The 19838-nt window shown below is 69.0% G+C and carries 12 protein-coding genes; 4 read left to right on the plus strand and 8 right to left on the minus strand.

Going from position 1 to position 19838, the window contains the following annotated elements:
- Position 1: 1 nt before the first annotated feature.
- Both AC2IR1_RS16345 and AC2IR1_RS16350 read right to left on the minus strand, forming a co-directional pair.
- Positions 2–1408: an aminotransferase class I/II-fold pyridoxal phosphate-dependent enzyme gene (locus AC2IR1_RS16345; RefSeq protein WP_486473033.1), complete on the minus strand. Its 1407-nt coding sequence runs from the start codon at positions 1406–1408 to the stop codon at positions 2–4.
- The gene (locus tag AC2IR1_RS16350; RefSeq protein ID WP_486473034.1) at positions 1405–8892 is read right to left on the minus strand and encodes an SDR family NAD(P)-dependent oxidoreductase; all 7488 of its coding nucleotides are present in this window, start codon (positions 8890–8892) and stop codon (positions 1405–1407) included. The genes AC2IR1_RS16345 and AC2IR1_RS16350 overlap by 4 nt, the downstream gene beginning before the upstream one ends.
- 343 nt (positions 8893–9235) lie before the next feature.
- Here AC2IR1_RS16350 and AC2IR1_RS16355 point away from each other — a divergent pair, with 343 nt between their 5' ends.
- Together AC2IR1_RS16355 and AC2IR1_RS16360 are read left to right on the plus strand one after the other, a co-directional pair.
- Positions 9236–10324: a glycosyltransferase family 2 protein gene (locus AC2IR1_RS16355; protein WP_486473035.1), complete on the plus strand. Its 1089-nt coding sequence runs from the start codon at positions 9236–9238 to the stop codon at positions 10322–10324.
- Positions 10272–12086 carry an FkbM family methyltransferase gene (locus AC2IR1_RS16360; RefSeq protein ID WP_486473036.1) on the plus strand — a complete coding sequence of 605 codons (1815 nt, stop codon included), beginning with the start codon at positions 10272–10274 and terminating at the stop codon, positions 12084–12086. Before AC2IR1_RS16355 ends, AC2IR1_RS16360 begins: the two co-directional genes overlap by 53 nt.
- Here the strand turns inward: AC2IR1_RS16360 and AC2IR1_RS16365 are convergent.
- The gene (locus tag AC2IR1_RS16365) at positions 12083–12928 is read right to left on the minus strand and encodes a hypothetical protein (protein ID WP_486473037.1); all 846 of its coding nucleotides are present in this window, start codon (positions 12926–12928) and stop codon (positions 12083–12085) included. The two genes, AC2IR1_RS16360 and AC2IR1_RS16365, sit on opposite strands and share 4 nt — an antisense overlap.
- A gap of 263 nt (positions 12929–13191) precedes the next feature.
- Between AC2IR1_RS16365 and AC2IR1_RS16370 the strand changes: the two genes are divergently transcribed.
- Both AC2IR1_RS16370 and AC2IR1_RS16375 read left to right on the plus strand, forming a co-directional pair.
- Complete coding sequence (locus AC2IR1_RS16370; RefSeq protein WP_486476430.1) at positions 13192–14283, plus strand: carboxynorspermidine decarboxylase; 1092 nt, start codon at positions 13192–13194, stop codon at positions 14281–14283.
- Between the two features lie 50 nt (positions 14284–14333).
- Complete coding sequence (locus AC2IR1_RS16375) at positions 14334–15572, plus strand: saccharopine dehydrogenase family protein (protein ID WP_486473038.1); 1239 nt, start codon at positions 14334–14336, stop codon at positions 15570–15572.
- 99 nt (positions 15573–15671) lie between these two features.
- Here the strand turns inward: AC2IR1_RS16375 and modC are convergent, their stop codons facing one another.
- The 5 genes from modC to speB form a co-directional block, all read right to left on the minus strand.
- Positions 15672–16769, minus strand: a complete 1098-nt coding sequence (gene modC, locus AC2IR1_RS16380) for a molybdenum ABC transporter ATP-binding protein (protein ID WP_486473039.1) — start codon at positions 16767–16769, stop codon at positions 15672–15674.
- Positions 16766–17461: a molybdate ABC transporter permease subunit gene (gene modB / locus AC2IR1_RS16385; RefSeq protein WP_486473040.1), complete on the minus strand. Its 696-nt coding sequence runs from the start codon at positions 17459–17461 to the stop codon at positions 16766–16768. The genes modC and modB overlap by 4 nt, the downstream gene beginning before the upstream one ends.
- Positions 17462–17470: 9 nt before the next feature.
- Complete coding sequence (gene modA / locus AC2IR1_RS16390) at positions 17471–18250, minus strand: molybdate ABC transporter substrate-binding protein (protein WP_486473041.1); 780 nt, start codon at positions 18248–18250, stop codon at positions 17471–17473.
- A 63-nt stretch (positions 18251–18313) separates the two neighbouring features.
- Complete coding sequence (locus AC2IR1_RS16395) at positions 18314–18685, minus strand: winged helix-turn-helix domain-containing protein (protein WP_486473042.1); 372 nt, start codon at positions 18683–18685, stop codon at positions 18314–18316.
- A 218-nt stretch (positions 18686–18903) separates the two neighbouring features.
- A complete protein-coding gene (gene speB / locus AC2IR1_RS16400) occupies positions 18904–19836 on the minus strand; it encodes an agmatinase (protein WP_486473043.1) in 933 nt (310 codons plus the stop codon).
- Positions 19837–19838: the final 2 nt, after the last annotated feature.

The raw sequence follows: 19838 nt of genomic DNA on the forward strand, positions 1-19838 counted from the left end.
CTCAGCCCCCCCTTGCCGCCGCACCGGCCACCAGGCGCGACACCGGATCGTCACGCAGGCGCGCCAGTTCCTCCGCCACCAGCGCAAGCGCCTGGTCGATCTGCGCCGGCTGGTGCCCGGCGGACAGGAAGAACCGCAGCCGGGCCGCCCCCATGGGCACGCCTGGGAAGGTCACCGGCGCGACATTGACCCCACGCTGCAACAGTGCACCCGACAGACGGGCGGCCAGCACGCTGTCGCCCAGCATGACGGGCAGCACGCCGAAACCCGACGCCTCCCCGGTCTCCAGCCCCAGCTCTGCCGCGCGGCTCAGGAAGGCCCGCCCGTTGGCCCGCAACTGCGCGGCCCGCCAGGGCTCCGCCTGCATGATCTGCAGCGCCTCCAGCGCGGCGGCCGCAAGGGCGGGCGGCAGGGCCACCGAATAGACATGCCCCGGCGCCTTCATCGACAGCAGCCGGATCAGGTCACCCGATCCCGCGACATAGCCCCCGGTGGAGGCCAGCGTCTTGCTCAGCGTGCCCATCCAGATGTCCACCCGCGCCGGATCCAGGCCGAAATGTTCGAAGATCCCGGCGCCGGTCGCCCCGACCGGGCCCAGGGCGTGGGCCTCGTCCACCATGAGCCAGGCATCGAAACGATCCCGCAGTTCCAGAAGGCGCGGCAGGTCCGGCATGTCCCCGTCCATGGAATAAAGCCCCTCCACCGCAATCAGCACGTTGCGATGCAGGGGGCGCGCATTGACAAGGATACGTTCCAGCGCCGCCATGTCGTTATGCGCAAAGCTGCGCCGGGCGGCTCCGGACAGGGCGATGCCCGTGGTGACGGAGTTGTGCACATAGGCATCGGACAGCACCAGGTCCTCCTCCCCCATCAGCGTGGCGATCAGGCTGACGTTGGTGGCATGACCGCTGACAAAGGTCAGCGCGGCCTCGGCCCCGTAGTGCGTGGCAAGCGCGCTTTCCAGCGCCCGGTGCACCGGGCGGCTGCCGGACACCAGCCTGCTGCCACCGGCAGAGACACCATAGCGCGCCAGCGCCTCCTGCGCGGCGCGGATCGGGCGGGGATCGGCGTTGATCGACAGGTAATCGTAGGTGGCGAAATTCAGCACCTCCTGCCCGTCGATGCGCGTCACCTCCCTCGCATGGCCCTCGTGCTCACGGAAATAGGGAGAGGTGATGCCAAGCGCGTCAACCGCCTGGTCCAGCTGCTGCAGCTGTTGCCAGCTTTCGAGGCTACGAACGTCCCGCCGCTGCGGAGCAGGCAGCTCGCCCGTCTCCCCCTTCGGCGCCCGGGCCTCTGCCCTGCTTCCGGTTCCGCTCCCGGGGCCCTGGGCCGCCCGCCGTGCGGTGTCCAGCACGGCGGCGCGGACTTCAGCGGACAGGCCGCGCTTTCTGGCCAGGCCCGTCATTCCGCCGCCTCCATGGTTCCGTCACGCCCGTCCTTGGGCGCGCGCCTGCCCGTATCCTTGCCTCGTTCCTCTTCCCCGCTTACTGGCGCGGCAGGGCGGCCTGGACTGCCAAGATGCTGCGCGGCCAGGTCCGCCAGGCCCGGCGATGGCGCCCGGGCCTGGCCCGCGGGCGGCCCCGCGCCCTCCTCCGGCCCGTTGCGGATATGCGCCACGATCCGCACCGCGATCTCCTGCACGCTCAGCGCATCCGAAATCGCCATCAACGGAATGTCGTCGCCTAGCGCCTGCTGCGCCGCCAGTCCCAGTTCCACGCCCATCAGGGAATCGACGCCGAATTCCGACACCGCGCGCGTCTCCGGCAGGGAGCTTTCCGGCACCCTCAGGATTCGGGCGATCTCGCGGGTCAGGAACGCCGAAAGGCGCTTCTGCGCGACCTCGGCACTCAGCATCATCAGCTGCTCCCGCAGGTCGTCGCTCTCCCGTCCTTCGCCCGCTTGCCGGCCCAGCTGCTGCAGCACCCGGTGCGTGGGTCCCCGCAACAGGGCCAGGCTCGCCGCGGGTCCGGCCCAGGACATGGGGGAAACCCAGAAGACCGGATCGCCGATCACCCGCTGCCCCGGCGCCATGAGCTGATCCAGCGCCCGCAGCGCCGTCCGCACGCCGAAATCGACGCCGCCGGAGAAACGCTTCAGGAACTGCGCCGTCTCCGCCTCCCGGGTCAGGTAGCCGCAGTCGGAGATCGCCCCCCATCCCACGGCCAACGCAGGCAGCCCCTCGGCCCGCCGCCGGCGCATCAGCGCTTCAGCCCAGGCGTTGGCGGCCACGTAGGCGGCCTGCCCGTGGTTGCCGATCAGCGTCGCCATGGAGGTGAAGATGACGAACTGCCGTACCGGATCGCGGCGCGTGGCGCGATCCAGGTTCGCGGTCCCCGCGACCTTCGCCGCCATCACCTGATCCAGCGCGTCCCGGGTCAGATCGCGCAGGCGCATGTCGCGCAGCACCATCGCGCTGTTGATCACCACTTCGATCGGCCCCCAGTCGCGCAGGGAGGCGAGCGCCTCTTCCAGCGCGGCCGAATTGGCGATGTCGCAGGACAGGTAGCGGATCTCCGCCCCGTCGCTCGATGCCGCCTCCGCGACCTGCCCAAACGCCGCGCCTGGCGCGGGGGCCCGCCCCAGCACGGCCACCTTGCGGGCCCCGTTGCGCACCAGCCGGTCGGCATATTCCAGCCCGAGGCCACTGCCCCCACCGGCGATCAGATGCACGGCTTCGGCCTCGCAACGAAACAGCGCCGGCACCTGCGGTGGCGCCGGGCGGGGTGTCGCGGGCGGCGTCAGCACCACCTTGCCGATATGGCCGGAGCGCTGCATCAGGCGAAACGCCTCCTCCGCCGCCTCCCCGGGGAAGGCGCGGTAGGGCAGCGGGCCCAGGCTGCCATCCTCCAGCAGCGCCATCACCTCTGCGAAAAGCTCCTGCGCGAGGGCGGGATCCCGGGCGAGCAACCGGTCGACGTCGATCCCGTGGTAGGCGATGTTCTCCCGCAGGGGGCGCAGGCCGACCGCCGTGTTGGCGTAGAAGTCGACCTTGCCCAGTTCAAGGAAGCGCCCGAAGGGATGCAGCAGGCCCAGGCTTCGCTCCATCGCCTCCCCGGCGAGACTGTTGAGAACGACATCCACGCCCCCCGTGGCACGGCGCACCTCTTCCTCGAACTGCAGGGCGCGCGAGGACAGCACATGCTCAACGCCGAGCGCGCGCAGGTAGGCGCGTTTCGCCGGCGTGCCGGCGGTCGCCACGATCCGCGCGCCCCGCCACTGGGCGATCTGGATCGCGGCCAGCCCCACGCCTCCGGCGCCCCCATGGATCAGCACGGTTTCTCCGGCGCGCAGGCGCCCCAGGTGGATCAGCGCGTAATAGGCGGTAAAGAAGGCCGTCGGCAGGGTCGCTGCCTCCGGCGCGGACAGGCCGTTGGGCAGCGGTACCGCCTGCGACGCCCCCACGTCGACATGGCTGGACAGGCACTGCGCCCCGAAGGATACCACCCGATCACCGGGAACGAAGGTGGTCACCCCCTCTCCGACGGCCACGACCCGGCCCGCGCATTCAAGGCCCAGCCCCGGCCCGGCAAAGCCCCCCTCCAACGCCTCTTCCGGCAGCAGCCCCATGGACCACAGCACGTCGCGATAGTTCAGACCTGCCGCCTCGACCTCCAGTCGCAGCTGCCCCGGGCCCGGCACACAGGTCCCGTCACAGGTCGCATCACGGGCCCAGCCCAGGCGATCCAGCCCGCCTGCGGGGTCCGCCTGCAGGGTCACGGCGGAGGCAGGTTCCGGGAGGAGGTCCCCGCCACGACAGACACGCAGTGCCAGCAGCCGCTCGCCCTCCAGAAGAAGCTCCGTTTCCTCCGTGCCCGAGAGGATGACCGCAGCAATCCGGTCGGCCAAGAGACCGGCCCCGATGCCTTCCGCCCCGCCCGGGTCGATCGCATGGATCCGCAGGGCGGGATGCTCGTTCTTGATCGTCCGCAGCATCGCCCAAAGCGCCGCCTGCCCCGGCTCCGGGAGGTCCGTGACAGCGTCCGGCAGCACGACCCAGATCTCCTGCCCGTCGCCCGCGTCCAGCATCGGAAGCCGCTCCGACAGGGCAAGTATGCGGTCCTGAAGGCAACACTCGGCCCTTTCCCGCGTCACGCCGGCGACAAGCACCAGGGGGGCACCCTCCCCTGCGGGGACCGCAACCTCGACAAAGGGCTGATCGGCCTCCGCCCGGAGCGCCGCGTCGAGCGACTGGGAAAGCGACTGGGCAAGCGCCGCGCGATCCGGCAGTTCCGCCACGCTGGCGTCCGCAGCCCGCGCCGCCTCCCGCCGCCCGCAGAGCAGCAGCAGGGACCCCTCGCCGCCTGGCGCATCGGTGATCCCCCGCGGCTCTTCGGCGCCGGCCGCCAGGGCTGCCTCCGCCAGGCCCTCCGCATCCTGCAGCACCGGCCCCTGCCCCGCCGCATCGCCCAGCCGACCGAAAAGGGTCAGCATGGCCGCATGGGCACGCGGCGGCTGTTCCGACAGGAGCAGCGCCCCCCCCGGCGCAAGGTTTCCAAGGACAGCCACGAGGCGCATCGAACTGGTCACCGGATGACGCGCGGAACCGCAGCCGACGATCACGTCGACTTCTCCCAACTCCCCCAAGTGCGATGGCGCAAGCCGCCCCTCGGGCCCGGCAAGACCGGGGGGCACCAGTTGTGTTGCCGCCTCGTCCAGGCGCCATCCCTCCACCGGAAGATCCGGGAAAAGCCGCGTCAGCCCCGGCAGGACCCGCGCCGGGCCCGTGGCGATTTCCAGCACGCGGACCGGCCTGCCCTGCGCCCGCGCGACCGCCTCGATCAGGGGGGCTGCACGGCGGGCCAGCCCCTCGGCCCGGGTCAGCACCATCGGGCTGCCCTCCAGCGCCTCAAGCGCGGCGCGGCCCAGCACGGCCTCCTCCGTCGGCAGATCGGGCTGCAGCAACAGCTGCGGCAGGGCCTCCGCCAGGCAGGCAAAGGCGGCACATTCCGCGATAAGCTCTGGCTGTTCCGCCGAAAGTCCCGTCACCAACTCCGCCACGGTGGGCAGGCCCGGGTGCTCCGCGATCGACCATCCCTCCGGGCCATGCTCAGCCAGGCCCGCGGCTTCCAGCACCGAGCCCAGCTCCGACAGCAGGACCCGGTTGGCCCCCTCGCCCCCCTCCGGCAGAGCCGAAAGGGCATCATGGGCGACACGCTGCGCCATGGCATCCAGGATGAGATCCGCTTCCTCCGCGCTGCGGATGCTCTCCGAAGGTGCAATCAACTGCGCCGTCAGTTCCTCGACCAGCCCCTCCTCCCCGGGCATGAGAGCTTCCTCGGGCATGGGGGCGGCACCCCAGGGGGTCGGCACAGGCTGCCGATCCAGACGGAACCCATGCTGCGCGAAGTCGATCGACGGCAGCAGGCGTACCGCGCGAAGATCCAGCGCCCGCATCCGCGCCACCAGGCGCCCCCCTGCATCGTGGAAGGTCAGCTCCGCCCTCAGGCTCCGCTCTCCCCTGCGAATCACGCGGATGCGCCCCGCGCACAGAAGGGCCCCCGGCACGAACAGGTCCAGCTGGCCGATCCGCGCAGGCAGGAACGCCAGGCCGAGATCGGCGAAGCGCCCCTTTTCCACGGCGGCAACCAACCCGTGCAGAACCGCATCGGCGCCAACGGGATCAAGCGCGAAATCGGCGGGGTCGTAGGCCGGCGGACGCGAGGCATGCAGCACGACCTCGATCTCGTCCTGCGAAATACGCCTGTAATGGGAAAGGTTCCGGAAGCCCGCTCCGTAGTCCAGCCCCACTTCCCGCGCCTGGGCGTAGAGCCGCGCGCCGGGCAGGTCTCCCGCCAGTTGCGCCTGCTCCGGGGCAGGCTCCGCCATCTCCTCCGGCTCGGCCAGCACTGCGATCCGCCCCGCGCAATGGGGGCGCCAGGCCTCCTGCGACCAGCGTGGCCGGGCCGAGATGCGCACCCGCCGATCGGTCGGGCTGACCTCCGTGCGGATCTCGCTGATGTTGCGGGGCAGCAGCGCCAGGGCCGACAGCATGTCGAAATCCCGCAGGCAGACCTGGCTGCTGCCCAGCCCCCGCTGCGCGGCCGAAAGAGCCATCTCCGCAAAGGCGGTCCCGGGCAGCAGGCAGCGCCCGCCGACCAGGTGGTCCGCGAAGGCGGGCATCAGATGCAGGTCCATCTCGTTACGCCAGTCCAGCGCCTCTGCCTCGCTCTCGATCCCCAGCAGCGGGTGATGGCCCTCCAGCGCGGTCTCGCGGCGCAGCCGGCGGGTGCCGGTGGCGCTGAAATGCCTGTTCTGCCAGAGATAATGCCCCAGCTCCCGCGCAGGGCCCTCGGGGCGGGGGGCCAGTTTCGTGCGATCGACCCGTGCCCCGTTCACCAGCAGCCGCGCCAGGGTGCGCGTCACCGGGTCGGGGGCGGCCCCGTCCTTGCGGGACTGGGCATATGTCACCACCGCCTCCGCGCCCTGGTCCCGGGCGCCCTGGTCCCGGATGATATCCCTGACGTAACCCGACAGGACGGGGTCGGGGCCGATTTCCAGGAAGACCCGATGCCCGTCCCGCAGCAGGCCGCGCAGCGCCGGGTCGAAGCGTACCGGGTCACGCATGTTGTGCCACCAGTAGACGCTGTCCAGATCGCCCCCCGCCATCCGGCGGCCGGTCACGCTCGACATGAAACGCAGGGTTTCGGGCCCTGGATCCAGCACGCCCAGCTGGTCCAGCAGCGGATCGCGCAGCGCGTCCTGGGCCGAGGAATGGAAGGGATAGTTCACCCGGATCGGCACGCAGGCCAGCCGCAGCACCTTGCGCGCGTGCCGGGTGAAGGCCTCCAGCGCGGGCCGTGGGCCCACGATCGACACGGACCGGGGGCTGTTGACCGCCGCGATCTCGATCTGCGGATCGCCATGGTCGGCCAGCACCTGCTCCGCCTCCGCCTGGCTGGCCTGCAGGGCCGCCATCGTGCCCTGCCCCGCCAGCGCTTCCTGCACCAGGGAGCGTGCCCGGATCAGGCGCACCGCCTGGTCCAACGTCAGCGCCCCGCAGGTCAGCGCGGCCGCGACCTCCCCCGCGCTGTGGCCCAGCACGGCAACCGGCGTCACCCCGGAGGCAACAAGCGCCTCCGCCATGGCCGCCTGATCGGCAAACAGCAGCGGCTGGGACACCGGCGCGCGGGAGATCTCCTCCGACAGCGCCTCCGACCGCAGCATCTCCCGCAGGGACCAGCCCGCCTGTGCCTGCCACGCCGCATCGATCCTGTCGTAGGCGGTCCGGTAGGCGGCGCTGCCCTCATAGGCGGCCAGGCTCATCCCCGGGTACTGCCCACCGTTGCCGGAAAAGAGGAACACCGGCGGCTCCTCCCGCAGGCGGCCGGTTGCCGTTTCCAGGGCCGGGTGGGGGCGCCCATCGGCCAGGGCCTTCAGCGCGGCCTCCGTCTCTGCCGGGGTCGCGGCACAGATCGCCGCCCGCTCCGGCTGAAGGTCGCGGTAGTGCATCGCCTCGTCCACGAGGCGGCAGTTCTGCTGCCCCCCGGGGCCATGCAGACGCGCGCCCTGCTCTTCCAGCAGCTGCCGCAAGGCATCGCGGCAGAAGGCAGAGACCAGGTGCAATGGGCGTACCGCCTCCGCCCCGCCGGATCCCTCGGCCCCCGCAGCCTCACCGGCCGGCGCCGGTTCCGCCCGGGCGATGATCGCATGGGCATTCGCCCCGCCGAACCCGAAGGAGCTGACCCCGGCAAGGCGCCCCTCGATCACCCGTGGCGTGGGGCGCGCCGCGACCTCCAGGTTGAGGTCCGAAAACGGGATGTCCGGATTGGCGGTCTCGGCATGCAGGCTGGGTGGCAGGCGGCCTTCCTCGAGCGCGATCAGCGCCTTGAGCAGGCCCGCGCTGCCGGCGGCGGGCTCCAGATGGCCGATGTTGCTCTTGACCGATCCGATCGGCAGGGGGCTCTGCCGCCGGCGACCAAGCGCCCGGCCCAGGGCCTGCGCCTCCACCGGGTCGCCCGCCGCCGTGCCGGTGCCATGCGCCTCGACGAAAGCCAGGTCGCTGGGATCGACCCCGGCGACGTCATAGGCGCCCTGAAGCAAGGCCTCCTGCGCTGCGGCAGAGGGCAGCGCGATGTTCACCGTGCGGCCGCTGGTGTTGGTCTCCACATGCAGCAGGCGCCCGTGATCGCGCGGCGAAATCAGCTGCCCCGGCTCGTCCCGGACCAGCACGAAGGCCACCGCCCCCTCCCCCCGGACATAGCCGTCCGCGCCCGCCCCGAAGGCCTGGCACAACCCCGTGGGTGACAGCATCCGCGCCGCCGCGAAGCCCACGAACTGTGCCGGCAGAAGCAAGGCGTTGGTCGCACCGACCACCGCGATATCCACCTCTCCGCTGCGCAGCGCCTTCAGCGCCGCCTTCAGCGCGAACAGGGAAGAGGAACAGGCCGTGTCGATGGTCATCGAGGGGCCGTGCCAGTCAAAGACATGGCTGACCCGGTTCGCGATCACGGCAAGGGAACTGCCGCTCATCACGTAGCCGTCCGCGGCCTGCGGATCGTGCCCAAGGCCGGAACCGTAGTCCATCAGCGATGCCCCGGCAAAGACGCCGACGTCCTTCCCCGCCAGCTCGGACGGACGCAGGCAGGCGTCCTCCAGCGCCTCCCAGACGACCTGCAGGAACATCCGCTGCTGCGGATCCATGTACTGCGCCTCTCGCGGGGAAATGCCGAAGACGGCGGGATCGAACATCTCGATCTCCTCGACCACGCCGGCGGCGAAGCTGTAGCAGCGACCCGGCGTGCCGGGCACGGGGTGATAGTAGGGCGCATGCCGCCAGCGGGTCTGCGGGATCTCGGTCACCGCGCAGCGACCTGCGTAAAGCAGATCGCGGAAAGCCCGGACATCGGGCGCCATCGGAAGGCGGCAGGCTCGGCCGGCGAATCTGATCATCAGTCCCCCTGTCCGCCCGGCCGCCGGCCCCGCCCACCGGGACCTGGCACCACCGGGCCAGATTTCGAAGACGAGGCGCCGGCCCGACACTGCGGTCGGCCCCTCGATGCAATTTTGAGAAAATCGTCGAGCACTTAAGAATCGGTTTACGCCGGCAGGGGTGGTCGCTTCGTCGCACCCGCGACGGCAAAAAGACCCGATGCCAGGTCAGCAACCCGGCGCTCGAAACGGAAAATTAACTCTCCCGCCCGGATGATCCCGACCAGGGCGCACCCCGGTTCCCCGGCCGGTCGCAGCTGTCGCCCAGCCGCCGGTGCGACCGGCCAGGATAGAGGAGCCGGACGTGGTCGAATTTTCATGCATCACTCCCTTCTACCGGGAAGGGTCGCTGCTGCGTCAGAGCATCGGTTCGCTGCTGCGGCAGTGGCATGATGACTTCGAACTGATCCTGGTCGATGACGGCGCCGATGCGCAAACACGTGCCGTCGCGGCCGGTTTCGACGATCCGCGCATCCGCATCATCCGGCAGGCCAACGACGGGCTCTCGGCTGCGCGCAACAGGGGCATCGCCGCCGCCCGGGGCAGGTACATCTGTTTCCTGGATGCCGACGATACCCGCCCCCCATGGGCGCTTTCCTCGCTGGCAGAGGTCATCGAACGGGACGATCCGGATCTCGTGCTGTCCCAGGGCTGCCTGCGGGAAGAGGACGGACGGAACCTCCCCTTCTACGACCGGGAGGCGCTCGCCCTGCTGGAAGATCACCTTGCCCGGGGCGGGCCTGCCGATGCGGGCCCGCCCGGCGACCTGGCGGCCAAGGCGCTCGCCCTTCTGGCAGAGCCTCAATCGGCAAACAAATGTATCCGGGCGGCCCTGCTGAAACGCACGGGGCTGGGCTTTCCCAACGGCCACTACTTCGAAGATCTCTACTTCCACAGCCTGGCGATTTCGGAGGCCGGGCGGATCTCTCTCTGCCCGCATCCGACGTTTTCCTACTACCGGCGCATCTCCGGGACGCAGCTGACCTCCTCGCGGGAGATGATCCGGTTCGACATCCTTCCCGTGGTCCGGCTGACCCTGGAACGCCTGGCGCCCAGTGCCCTGGCGGGCGATCCCGCCTGCCGTGCGGCACTGATGCTCTCCGCCGCCAAGCTGGCCCGATGGTGCGAAGACATGCTGCCCCATCCCCATCGCGCCCAGTTCCGAACGGGCCTGCTCGCCATGCTGACACTCGCCGATCCGCGCTTTCTGGACACCACGCCGGCGCTTCCGCCCCTGCCCTGGATCGCCCCGACCCGCGCCTGGCTGGACGAAGTGTTGCGCGATCCGCGTCTCGGCACCCGGTTCCCCGCGCCCCCGCACCTGATGGAGGAGATCCCCCATGCCCCGCAACCTGTCGGACTTCCGCGCTTTTGGCAAAAGCGTCGCGCTTGAGACAACCGGTGACCGCTTCCTCGAACAGGACAGCCGCTGGCGCCTGACGGAGGTGTATGAGCCCACCATCGCCGGCTGGTCCCTGCCGCAGCAGGGGCACGCGCTGGACGTGGGCGCGGGCTTTGGCGCCTTTGCCCTGCTCTTTGCGCTGGCCTGGCCAGGCTGGCGCGTGACCTGTTTCGAACCCGACCCCACCGCGCACCAGGCCCTGTGCGCCAATATCGCCCGGCTGGGTCTGCAGACCCGGGTCGCGGCCTGCAACGTGGCCATCGCCCCCACACAGGGGACCAGCGTGCCCCTGATCCGCAGCCGGAAACGACCCGCCTTCCTCAGTGCCGATATCGTGCATTGGCGCGGTGGCGGCCGGAGGGAACATATTCCCGCCCTCAAGCCGTCCCACCTCCCGGCCCTTGCGCCCGACCTTCTGAAGTTGACCGCGCCCGGTCACGAAACCGCGCTCCTCCAAGCGTTCGGCGGCACTCTGCCCGCCCATGTCCTGGGCGAATGCTGGACCAATCCGCCGCCCACCTCCGTCCTGGGGCCCGGCGCCCGCCCCAAGCCCCCCCGGGAAGGGATAACAGCCCCGTCGGAGGCGCCTTCGCGGACAGGCCCGCAAGACCCGTCGCAGGTCTACCTGCCCTTCGCCGGCACCCCCTGGCGGCTCCAGCAGGAGGGGGAGAGCCGTCATCCCCCCGGCCTGGATATTGTCGTGGCGATGTACAATTCCGCCGAGACCATCGTCGAATGCGTCGAGAGCCTGCTGCAGGACGCCCCGCCGGATCAGACCGTGATCGTGGTGGACGACGGCTCCACCGATGCCGGTGCCGCGCAGGTCACCCGGCACTTCGGCGATCATCCCGGGGTGCGCCTGCTGTCGAAACCCAACGGCGGCTGCGCCTCTGCCCGCAACAGTGGGCGCATGGCCTCCGACGCGCGCCATCTCGCCTTCATCGACGCCGACGACCTGACCGACCCGGGCTTCTACGGCGCCCTCCTGGAACTGGCGCGCTACTCGGGCGCGCCCATGGTGCAGGGCGCGTTCCAGCCCTTCGAGGAGACACCAACCGGGCGCAGCTTCGCCCCCATGCCGGAGGCAGAGGCCCAGGCCCACCTGCCCAGGCAGCGCTTCGGCCCCGTCCGTACCTTCGACATCCCCTGGCAAGAGGTCCTGACCGGGCAGCCGACGATCTGGCGGCGCGTCTATCGGCGCGATTTCCTGGATGCCCGGGCGATCTGGTTCCCCGAACATATCCGCGCCTTCGACGACCAGGTGTTCCAGATGCTGACCGCCTGGCACGCCGGCCACGTGCCTGCCCGCGACGACCTCCGCTACCTCTACCGGCAGCACCCCGGCCAGGACACCCGCCAGGGGGACGAACGCGCCTTCTATTCGCTCGAAATGTACCGCCTCGTCCTGCGTCGCGCCCTGGCCGAGGGCTGGAGCGATTTCACCCCCGTCGCCACCTCCTTCTTCAACACCGTCAGCTGGAGCCATGGCGGCCTGCGCCCCGACCTGCGCCCCGCGTTCCTCTCCGGCGCGGCAGAGCTCTGGGTCTACATGACCAGGACCTTCGGCCGCGCGCTTTCCGATCTCCTGCCCGCAGCGGATCTGCCCGAGGATTTCACCGACGAGGTGCTGGAGCTTTCGGGGAAACTGCGCCACCTGGGCGATGGCTATGGCTTCGCCTTCCTGGACTCCCCCCGGATGCATGTGGACATGGTCCGGGCAGACCGCGCCACCCCCTCCCGCCTGGGCGCCTAGGCCTTGCGCGCCCCGACATAGGCCTCGTGCAGCGCCCGCGCATAGACGTGACGCCGGTAAAGGCGCGCCTGCATTGCGTCGCCATCCGCCACCTCGACCCGCATTTCGCGCGCCAGCTTGGCCGCCAGATACTCCGCCAGGACCTCGGGCCGGTGGGGCTGCCGGCGCAACTGCGCCAGGCGCTGCCGGGCCGCCGGATCGAACACCGGGTTGCCCAACGGGCCGGGATCGCCCCCGCGCGCCCGGGCTTCGCGGAACCAGTCGTAAAGCGCCACGTCATCGCCCGCGGCCTCCAGCAGGGGCGCCTCCTCTCCGGGCCAGTCCACGCCCTTCCCGGTCGAGCTGTTCTCACGCCTCAGGTCCGGCGCGGTCAGCCCGACCGCCTCCAGCAGGGCGCGCTGCGCCTGGTCGGCCTGCGCAATGTCAAAGACGGTATCCATGCCAGACAGTACCGCCTTCGCCCCTTCCAGCACCGTGGGAAAAGCCCGCCGGACCGACGGGAAGGGCGCCAGCAGGAAGGAGCAGAGCACGTTGCGGTTCCGCGCCAGGAAGGCCGCGTCACTTTCCGGCTTCCAGCCGCCCGCGCGCAGCGTCATGTCAAAGCGGTACTGGCTGCGGATCCGCGCCGCGGGTTCGCGCAGCGAGGTGGCAAACAAAAGCTCCCCCCGCAGGTAGGGCAGCATCGCCTCATGCAGCCAGTGACCGGACAATGCGCGCAACTGCCCCGGCATGAGCAGCTCCAGGAAATCCGGCTCCCCCTTGCGCAGATTGGCGATGAGGGAGGTGCTCTGATACACTTCGCCACGCGGCAGATGCCGCACCAGCGCGTTTGTCAGCGACATCCCCGCACATTTCGGCAGGTGCACGAAAAAGAGAACACGGCCCATCCTGCCCCCGGGGTTGCCATTCCTGAAGCAGAGCTAACTGCAAAAGCGTTACCCGGTCGTTAACCCTTCTGCCCCGCTGCGGATCGACCCGGTTTTTCCTTGCGCGACAGCGCCAAAGCGGCGAAACGGCGCTCTCATCCACGGTCTGGCGGCTTGTCCCGACTCGCCCGTGGCCCTAAAACGCCAGTTCCCCCGCGTCAGCCCGGAGAGACGCCATGCTGCAGACCCCCTACTACCTGATCGACAAGTCGCGCCTGCTCCCCAACATGGAAAAGATCGCGCTCCTGCGCGAAACCTCCGGCGCCAAGGCGCTGCTGGCGCTGAAATGCTTCGCGACCTGGGGCGTCTTCGATTTCATGTCCGACTACATGGACGGCACCACCTCCTCCTCGCTCTACGAGGTGAAGCTGGGGCGGGAAAAGTTCCCGGGCGAAACCCATGCCTATTCCGTCGCCTGGGCCGATCATGAGATCGACGAGGTGCTGGCTAATTCCGACAAGGTGATCTTCAACACCGCGCAGCAGCTGCAGCGGTTCGAAAGCCAGTCGGCGGGCCATGTGCGCGGCCTGCGGGTCAACCCCGGCGTCTCGACCTCCGGCTTCGATCTGGCCGACCCTGCGCGCCCCTTCTCGCGGCTGGGGGAACATGCCCCCGAGGATATCGAGCCGGTGCTCGACCTCGTGTCGGGCTTCATGTTTCACAACAACTGCGAAAACGCCGATTTCGACCGTTTCGACAACATGCTGGGCGTGATCCAGCAGCGGTTCGGCCACCTGATCCGGCAGATGGACTGGATCTCCCTCGGGGGCGGCATCCACTTCACCGGCGAAGGCTACCCGCTGGAAAAGCTGGCCGAACGGCTGAAACGTTTTGCGGGTGAGAACGAGGTGCAGGTCTACCTCGAACCCGGCGAGGCGGCGATCACCAGGTCGACCACGCTGGAAGTCACCGTTCTGGATACGCTCTACAACGGCAAGAACCTGGCCATCGTCGACAGCTCGATCGAGGCGCATATGCTTGATTTGCTCATCTACCGCGAAAGCGCGAAGATGAACGAGGAAGGCGACCAGGAATGGATGGTCTGCGGCAAGTCCTGCCTGGCGGGCGACATCTTCGGCGAATTCCGCTTCGCCCAGCCCGTGAAGCCCGGCGACCGCCTGTCGATGCAGGACGCGGCCGGTTACACGATGGTCAAGAAAAACTGGTTCAACGGCGTGAAGATGCCCGCGATCGCCATCCGCGAACTGGACGGGACAGAGCGTCTGGTCCGTGACTTCGACTACGATGATTTCGTCTCCGCCCTGGGCTGATCCGGGACGGGACAACTGACACACTGCAACCAAGGGGGTCTCCCGAACTGATGAAACGCAATGTCCTCATCATCGGCGCCGGCGGCGTCGCCCAGGTCGTGGCGCACAAGTGCGCCCAGAACAACGATGTTCTTGGTGATCTTCACATCGCCAGCCGGACGAAATCGAAATGCGATGCCATTCTGGATTCCGTGAAGGAAAAGAATGCGATGAAGGTGGACGGCGTCTTCGGGACCCATGCGGTCGACGCCATGGACAGCGCCGCCGTGGCCGCCCTGATCCGCGAGACGGGCGCCCAGATCGTGATCAACGTCGGCTCCGCCTTCGTGAACATGACCGTGCTGGATGCCTGCATCGAAACGGGTGCTGCCTATATCGACACCGCGATCCACGAAGATCCCACCAAGATCTGCGAGACCCCGCCGTGGTATGCCAACTACGAGTGGAAGAAGCGCGACCTCTGCGCCGAAAAGGGCGTGACCGCGATCCTGGGCGCCGGTTTCGACCCGGGCGTCGTCAACGCCTTCGCCCGCTTCGCCATCGACGAATACATGGATGAGGTCAAATCCATCGACATCGTCGACATCAACGCGGGCAGCCACGGCAAGTATTTCGCCACGAACTTCGATCCGGAGATCAACTTCCGCGAATTCACCGGCGTCGTCTACTACTGGGAAGACCAGCAGTGGAAAGAGAAGAAGATGTTCGAAACGGGCCGCGACTGGGACCTGCCCGTCGTGGGCACCCAGCGTGCCTACCAGTCGGGCCATGACGAGGTGCACAGCCTCGCCACCAACTACCCCCACGCCGATGTCCGCTTCTGGATGGGCTTCGGGGAGCATTACATCAACGTCTTCACCGTCCTGCAGTCCCTCGGCCTGCTGTCCGAACAGCCGGTGAAAACCGCCGAGGGCCAGGAAGTCGTGCCGCTGAAGGTGGTGAAGGCCGTCCTGCCCGACCCCTCCTCCCTGGCGCCCGACTACACCGGCAAGACCTGCATCGGTGACTACGTGAAGGGCGTGAAGGACGGCGAGGAGGTCGAGGTCTTCGTCTACAACGTCGCCGACCACAAGGAAGCCTACGAGGAAGTGGGCAGCCAGGGCATCTCCTACACCGCCGGCGTGCCGCCCGTTGCCGCCGCCATGCTGGTGGCCTCCGGCGAATGGGACGCGGGGACGATGAAGAACGTCGAAGAGCTGGATCCCAAGCCCTTCTTCACCATCCTGGACGAGATCGGCCTGCCGACCCGGGTGGAATTCAAGGGCGAAGACAAACCCTGGAACGCCTGATCCCGGAACGCCCGACAGCCCTGGCTGATCCGGCATCCTGACCATGACGGCCCGTGGGACATCCCGCGGGCCGTCTTCGTTTCCGGAGCGGCCTTGGCCTCAGCCGCTCTGCTGCAGCCCGCTGACGTCGCGTGGCGCGATGGCGACGGACTTGATGATGGCGTGGCAGGCGCGGCCCTCCGACAGCGCCATGGCATCGAGGGAACGTCGGGTGATCCGGGCCAGCATGGGCCCCGCCGGCGTCTCCAGAGAGATCAGCGCCCCGGGGCCGGAGCCGCGGTGCACGCCCACCACGACAGCCGGAAGAATGTTGAGCGCGGACAGTCCCTTCGGCGCCTCCTGCGCCAGGATGACGTCCTGCGCCGCGATCCGCAGGCGCAGCGGCGCGCCGACCTCCCCCGGGGTCCGCGGCAGGTGCAGCCGGGCGGCGCCTGCGGAAACCTCGGTCAGCCCGTCCTCGTGATGAGCCAGGATCCGCGCCTCGAACAGCGCGCCCGCGTCGCGCACCCCGGTGGGGGAGAACTCGGGATCGGCGAAGACCTCCATCGCGGGCCCCGCGCGGGTCACCTGCCCGTCCTGCAACGCAATCACCGTGGTGGCCAGCCGCGCGACCTCCTGGACGGAGTGGCTGACGTAGAGGATCGGAACCTCCGCCTCGTCCCGCAGCCGCTCGAAATAGGGCAGGATCTCCTCCTTCCGGGCATCGTCCAGCGCCGCCAGCGGCTCATCCGCCAGCAGGATTTCCGGCCCCGACAGCAGGGCACGCCCGATCGAGACGCGGGATTGCTCCCCCCCCGACAGGGCGCCCGGACGCCGTGCCAGCAGCGGGCCGAGGCCCAGCATCTCCACCACGCGGTCGATCTCTGCCTGCGGCGCCTTGCGGCTGGCGAAGGCCCGGCCATAGGTCAGGTTCCGACGGACCGACAGATGCGGAAACAGGCGCGGTTCCTGGAAGATGTAGCCGATGCGCCGGCGGTGCACCGGCAGGTCGACGCGCTGCGCATGATCGAAAAGCACCCGGTCGGCGACGGTGATACGCCCCTCGTCGGGCGACAGAAGACCCGCCACCGCCTTGATCACGCTGGACTTTCCCGACCCGCTGCGCCCGAAGAGCACGGTCAGCCCCGCAGGCGCGGCAAAGGCGACGTCCAGCTGGAAACTGCCGAAATCGTGGCGGAGGGAAACATCGAGGCTCATGCGCCGGACACCCGTTTCGCGGCCCGCTGCGCCAGCGTTTCCGATACCAGCAGCGCCGCCATGGCGATGACGACCGACAGGATGACCAGCCGCAGCGCCGCCCCCTCCCCGCCCGGCACCTGCAGGAAGGCATAGATCGCCGATGGCAGCGTGCGGGTCTGCCCGGGGATGTTCGACACGAAGGTGATCGTCGCGCCGAACTCGCCCATGGCCTTGGCGAAGGAAAGCACCGCCCCCGCCAGGATCCCGGGCAGGACCAACGGAATGGTCACCGTGACGAAGCGCAGCAAGGGCCGCGCGCCCAGGGTGGCGGCGGCCTCTTCCAGTTTGGGATCAATGGCTTCCAGCGACAGCCGGATCGCCCGCACCATCAGCGGAAAGCCCATGATCCCCGCCGCCAGCGCAGCGCCGGTCCATCGGAAGGCGAAGGTCAGGCCGAACTTGCCCAGGAAGATGCCAAGCGGCGCCTGCGGTCCGAGCAGCAGCAGCAGAAGGTAGCCCGTGACCACCGGCGGCAGGACCAGCGGCAGGTGGATCACCCCGTTCAGCAACCGCCAGCCCGGGAAGCGCCAGCGGGCAAGGGCATAGGCGGCCAGGATCGCGGGCGGCAGGCTCGCCACCATGGCCCAGAAGGCCACCTTGAGCGAAAGCCGGACGGCCTCCCATTCCTGCGGTCCCAGCCAGCTGTCCATCCGTGCCCCTTAGTTGCCGAGCCAGGTGAAACCCTGCTCTTCGAAAATCGCCCGCGCGGCATCCCCTTCCAGGAAGGAGATCAGCTCCGGCGTCAGCGGGTTGTCACTTTTCGCAAGTGCCGCAATAGGATAGCGGATCGGATCGTGGCTGTCTTCGGGGAAGGTGCCCAGGACCTTCACCCGGGGTTCGGCGGCGGCGTCGGTGGCATAGACCACCCCCATCGGCGCCGCGCCAAGTGCCACCAGCGCCAGGGCTGCACGCACGTTGTCGGACTGCGCGACAGAAGGTTCGACCCCCTCCCAAAGCCCGAGATTGGTCAGCGCGGTCCGGCCGTAGATCCCGGCGGGCACCGCATCGACCAGCGCCATGGCAAGGGGCTTGCCATCCAGCAGCGCGGGCAGGTCCAGAGCCGGAGTGATCTCCACCCGGGCGGCCTCAAGATCATGGGCGACAAGGACAATCTGATTTCCGAGAAGGTCGGTGCGGGTGGCCGGGTCGATCTCTCCGCCACTTTGCAATTCGTCCATCCAGCCCGGGTTGGCGGAGATGAAGACATCCGCAGGCGCCCCCTGCTGGATCTGGCGCGCCAGGGCGGAGGACCCGGCAAGCGAGACCTTCAGATCGGCGCCGGTTTCGGCTTCGAACAGCGGTTCGATCTGGTCCATCGCCGTCTTCAGCGAGGCGGCGGCAAACAGCGTCACCTCCTGGGCGGAGACGGGAGCGGCCAGGGTGACAATAGGCAAGACACTGAAAATAAGGCAGGAAACCCTGCGACGAGAGAGGAGCATGGGAGAAAGACCTTCGATATGTTCGTTGGGGAATATCGAAGAAACCCCCGGATTCGCCAAGCGTTATTTTCGTTCGGGAATAACGCGCTTGGCACGCAATCGCTCCAGCCCCGGTTCGGCGGCGGCGCGTGCGGCGGCTTCCAGATCCCTGTAGGCCGCCAGCACCTCTTCCCCGGTTTCAGTCAGGGTGGCGCCACCGCCCTTGGCCCCGCCCCGAGAGGACTGGACAACCCCCTGATCAAACATGGAATTCATCACTTCGACCAGCTGCCAGGCCCGCTTGTAGCTCATCCCCATCTCACGCCCCGCGGCAGAGATGGAGCCGGTCCGGCGGATGCGTTCCAGAAGCTCGGCCTTGCCGGGCCCCATGACCTCCCCACCGCCGAAATCGAGGCGCAGGCGGAAACGGGGGGCGGTGGCGGCCCCGGATTCCATGCCAGTGTCTGCGCCAGCTTCGGGGCCAGTTTCTGCGCCAGCTTCGGGGCCAGTTTCCGTCTCTGTATCCATGTCGGTGTGCTCTGTCATTGCGGCAGCATGCCCCCGCCGCCAAACCGCGGCAAGGGCGGTGAAAATCGCGGGCTGCGCCGCGTCGGTGTCACGTCGGTATCACGTCGGTACTGCACCGCAGCATCGCCCCCCCCGGCCCCGCATTCTCACGGCAGCACGCAAAGCATCTCGTAGAGCAGGTTCGCCCCGATCAGGGCGGTATTGCCCGAGGGATCATAGGGCGGGGAAACCTCCACCAGGTCGCCGCCCACCAGGTTCAGCCCGGCGCAGCCACGCACGATCTCCAGCGCCTGCCAGGTGGTCAGCCCGCCCGGCTCCACCGTGCCCGTGCCCGGCGCGAAGGCCGGGTCGAGGCTGTCGATATCGTAGGAAAGGTAGACCGGCGCATCGCCGATGGTGGCGCGGATCTCCTCCATCAGGGGGGTCAACGACTTCCACCAGCAGTCCTCGGCCTGGATCACCCGCCAGCCCCTTTCGCGCCCCCAGTCGAAATCGGCAGGCTCGTAGCCGGTGCCGCGCAGCCCGATCTGGAAGACCTTGTCGTTCTGCAGGCAGCCTTCTTCCCAGGCCCGGCGGAAGGGGCAGCCATGGGCGACCTTCTCTCCGAACATCTCGTCGTTGATGTCGGCATGGGCATCGACGTGGATCAGGGCGACGGGGCCGTGGCGTTCCTTCATCGCGCGCAGGATCGGCCAGGTCAGGGTGTGATCGCCGCCCAGCGTCAGCGGGATGCAGCCCTGCGCCAGGACCCCACGGTAATGCGCTGCGATGATCTCCACCGATTTCTTCAGGTCGAAGGTGTTGATCGGCACATCGCCCAGGTCCGCCACCTGCATGCGGTCGAAGGGGGCGGCGCCGGTGGCCATGTTGTAGGGGCGCAGCATGCGGCTTTCGTCGCGGATCTGGCGCGGGCCAAGCCGGGTGCCCGGCCGGTTGGAGGTGCCGATGTCCATCGGGATGCCGATGAAGGCGGCATCCAGGCCTTCGGCACTCTCGGCCGCGGGCAGGCGCATCATCGTGGCGGGGCCGCCGAACCGGGGCATGCTGTTGCCGCCGAGCGGCTGGTTGAAATCGGTCATCG

The organism is Pseudooceanicola sp. NS-SX8 (genome assembly GCF_057380755.1).

Excerpts from the sequence above, each read along its gene's own strand:
- speB (WP_486473043.1), bottom strand. The coding sequence starts at position 19,836 with ATGACCGATTTCAACCAGCCGCTCGGCGGCAACAGCATGCCCCGGTTC.
- AC2IR1_RS16345 (WP_486473033.1), bottom strand. The coding sequence starts at position 1,408 with ATGACGGGCCTGGCCAGAAAGCGCGGCCTGTCCGCTGAAGTCCGCGCC.
- modB (WP_486473040.1), bottom strand. The coding sequence starts at position 17,461 with ATGGACAGCTGGCTGGGACCGCAGGAATGGGAGGCCGTCCGGCTTTCG.
- AC2IR1_RS16375 (WP_486473038.1), top strand. The coding sequence starts at position 14,334 with ATGAAACGCAATGTCCTCATCATCGGCGCCGGCGGCGTCGCCCAGGTC.
- modA (WP_486473041.1), bottom strand. The coding sequence starts at position 18,250 with ATGCTCCTCTCTCGTCGCAGGGTTTCCTGCCTTATTTTCAGTGTCTTG.
- modC (WP_486473039.1), bottom strand. The coding sequence starts at position 16,769 with ATGAGCCTCGATGTTTCCCTCCGCCACGATTTCGGCAGTTTCCAGCTG.
- AC2IR1_RS16365 (WP_486473037.1), bottom strand. The coding sequence starts at position 12,928 with ATGTCGCTGACAAACGCGCTGGTGCGGCATCTGCCGCGTGGCGAAGTG.
- AC2IR1_RS16350 (WP_486473034.1), bottom strand. The coding sequence starts at position 8,892 with ATGATCAGATTCGCCGGCCGAGCCTGCCGCCTTCCGATGGCGCCCGAT.
- AC2IR1_RS16360 (WP_486473036.1), top strand. The coding sequence starts at position 10,272 with ATGCCCCGCAACCTGTCGGACTTCCGCGCTTTTGGCAAAAGCGTCGCG.
- AC2IR1_RS16395 (WP_486473042.1), bottom strand. The coding sequence starts at position 18,685 with ATGGAATCCGGGGCCGCCACCGCCCCCCGTTTCCGCCTGCGCCTCGAT.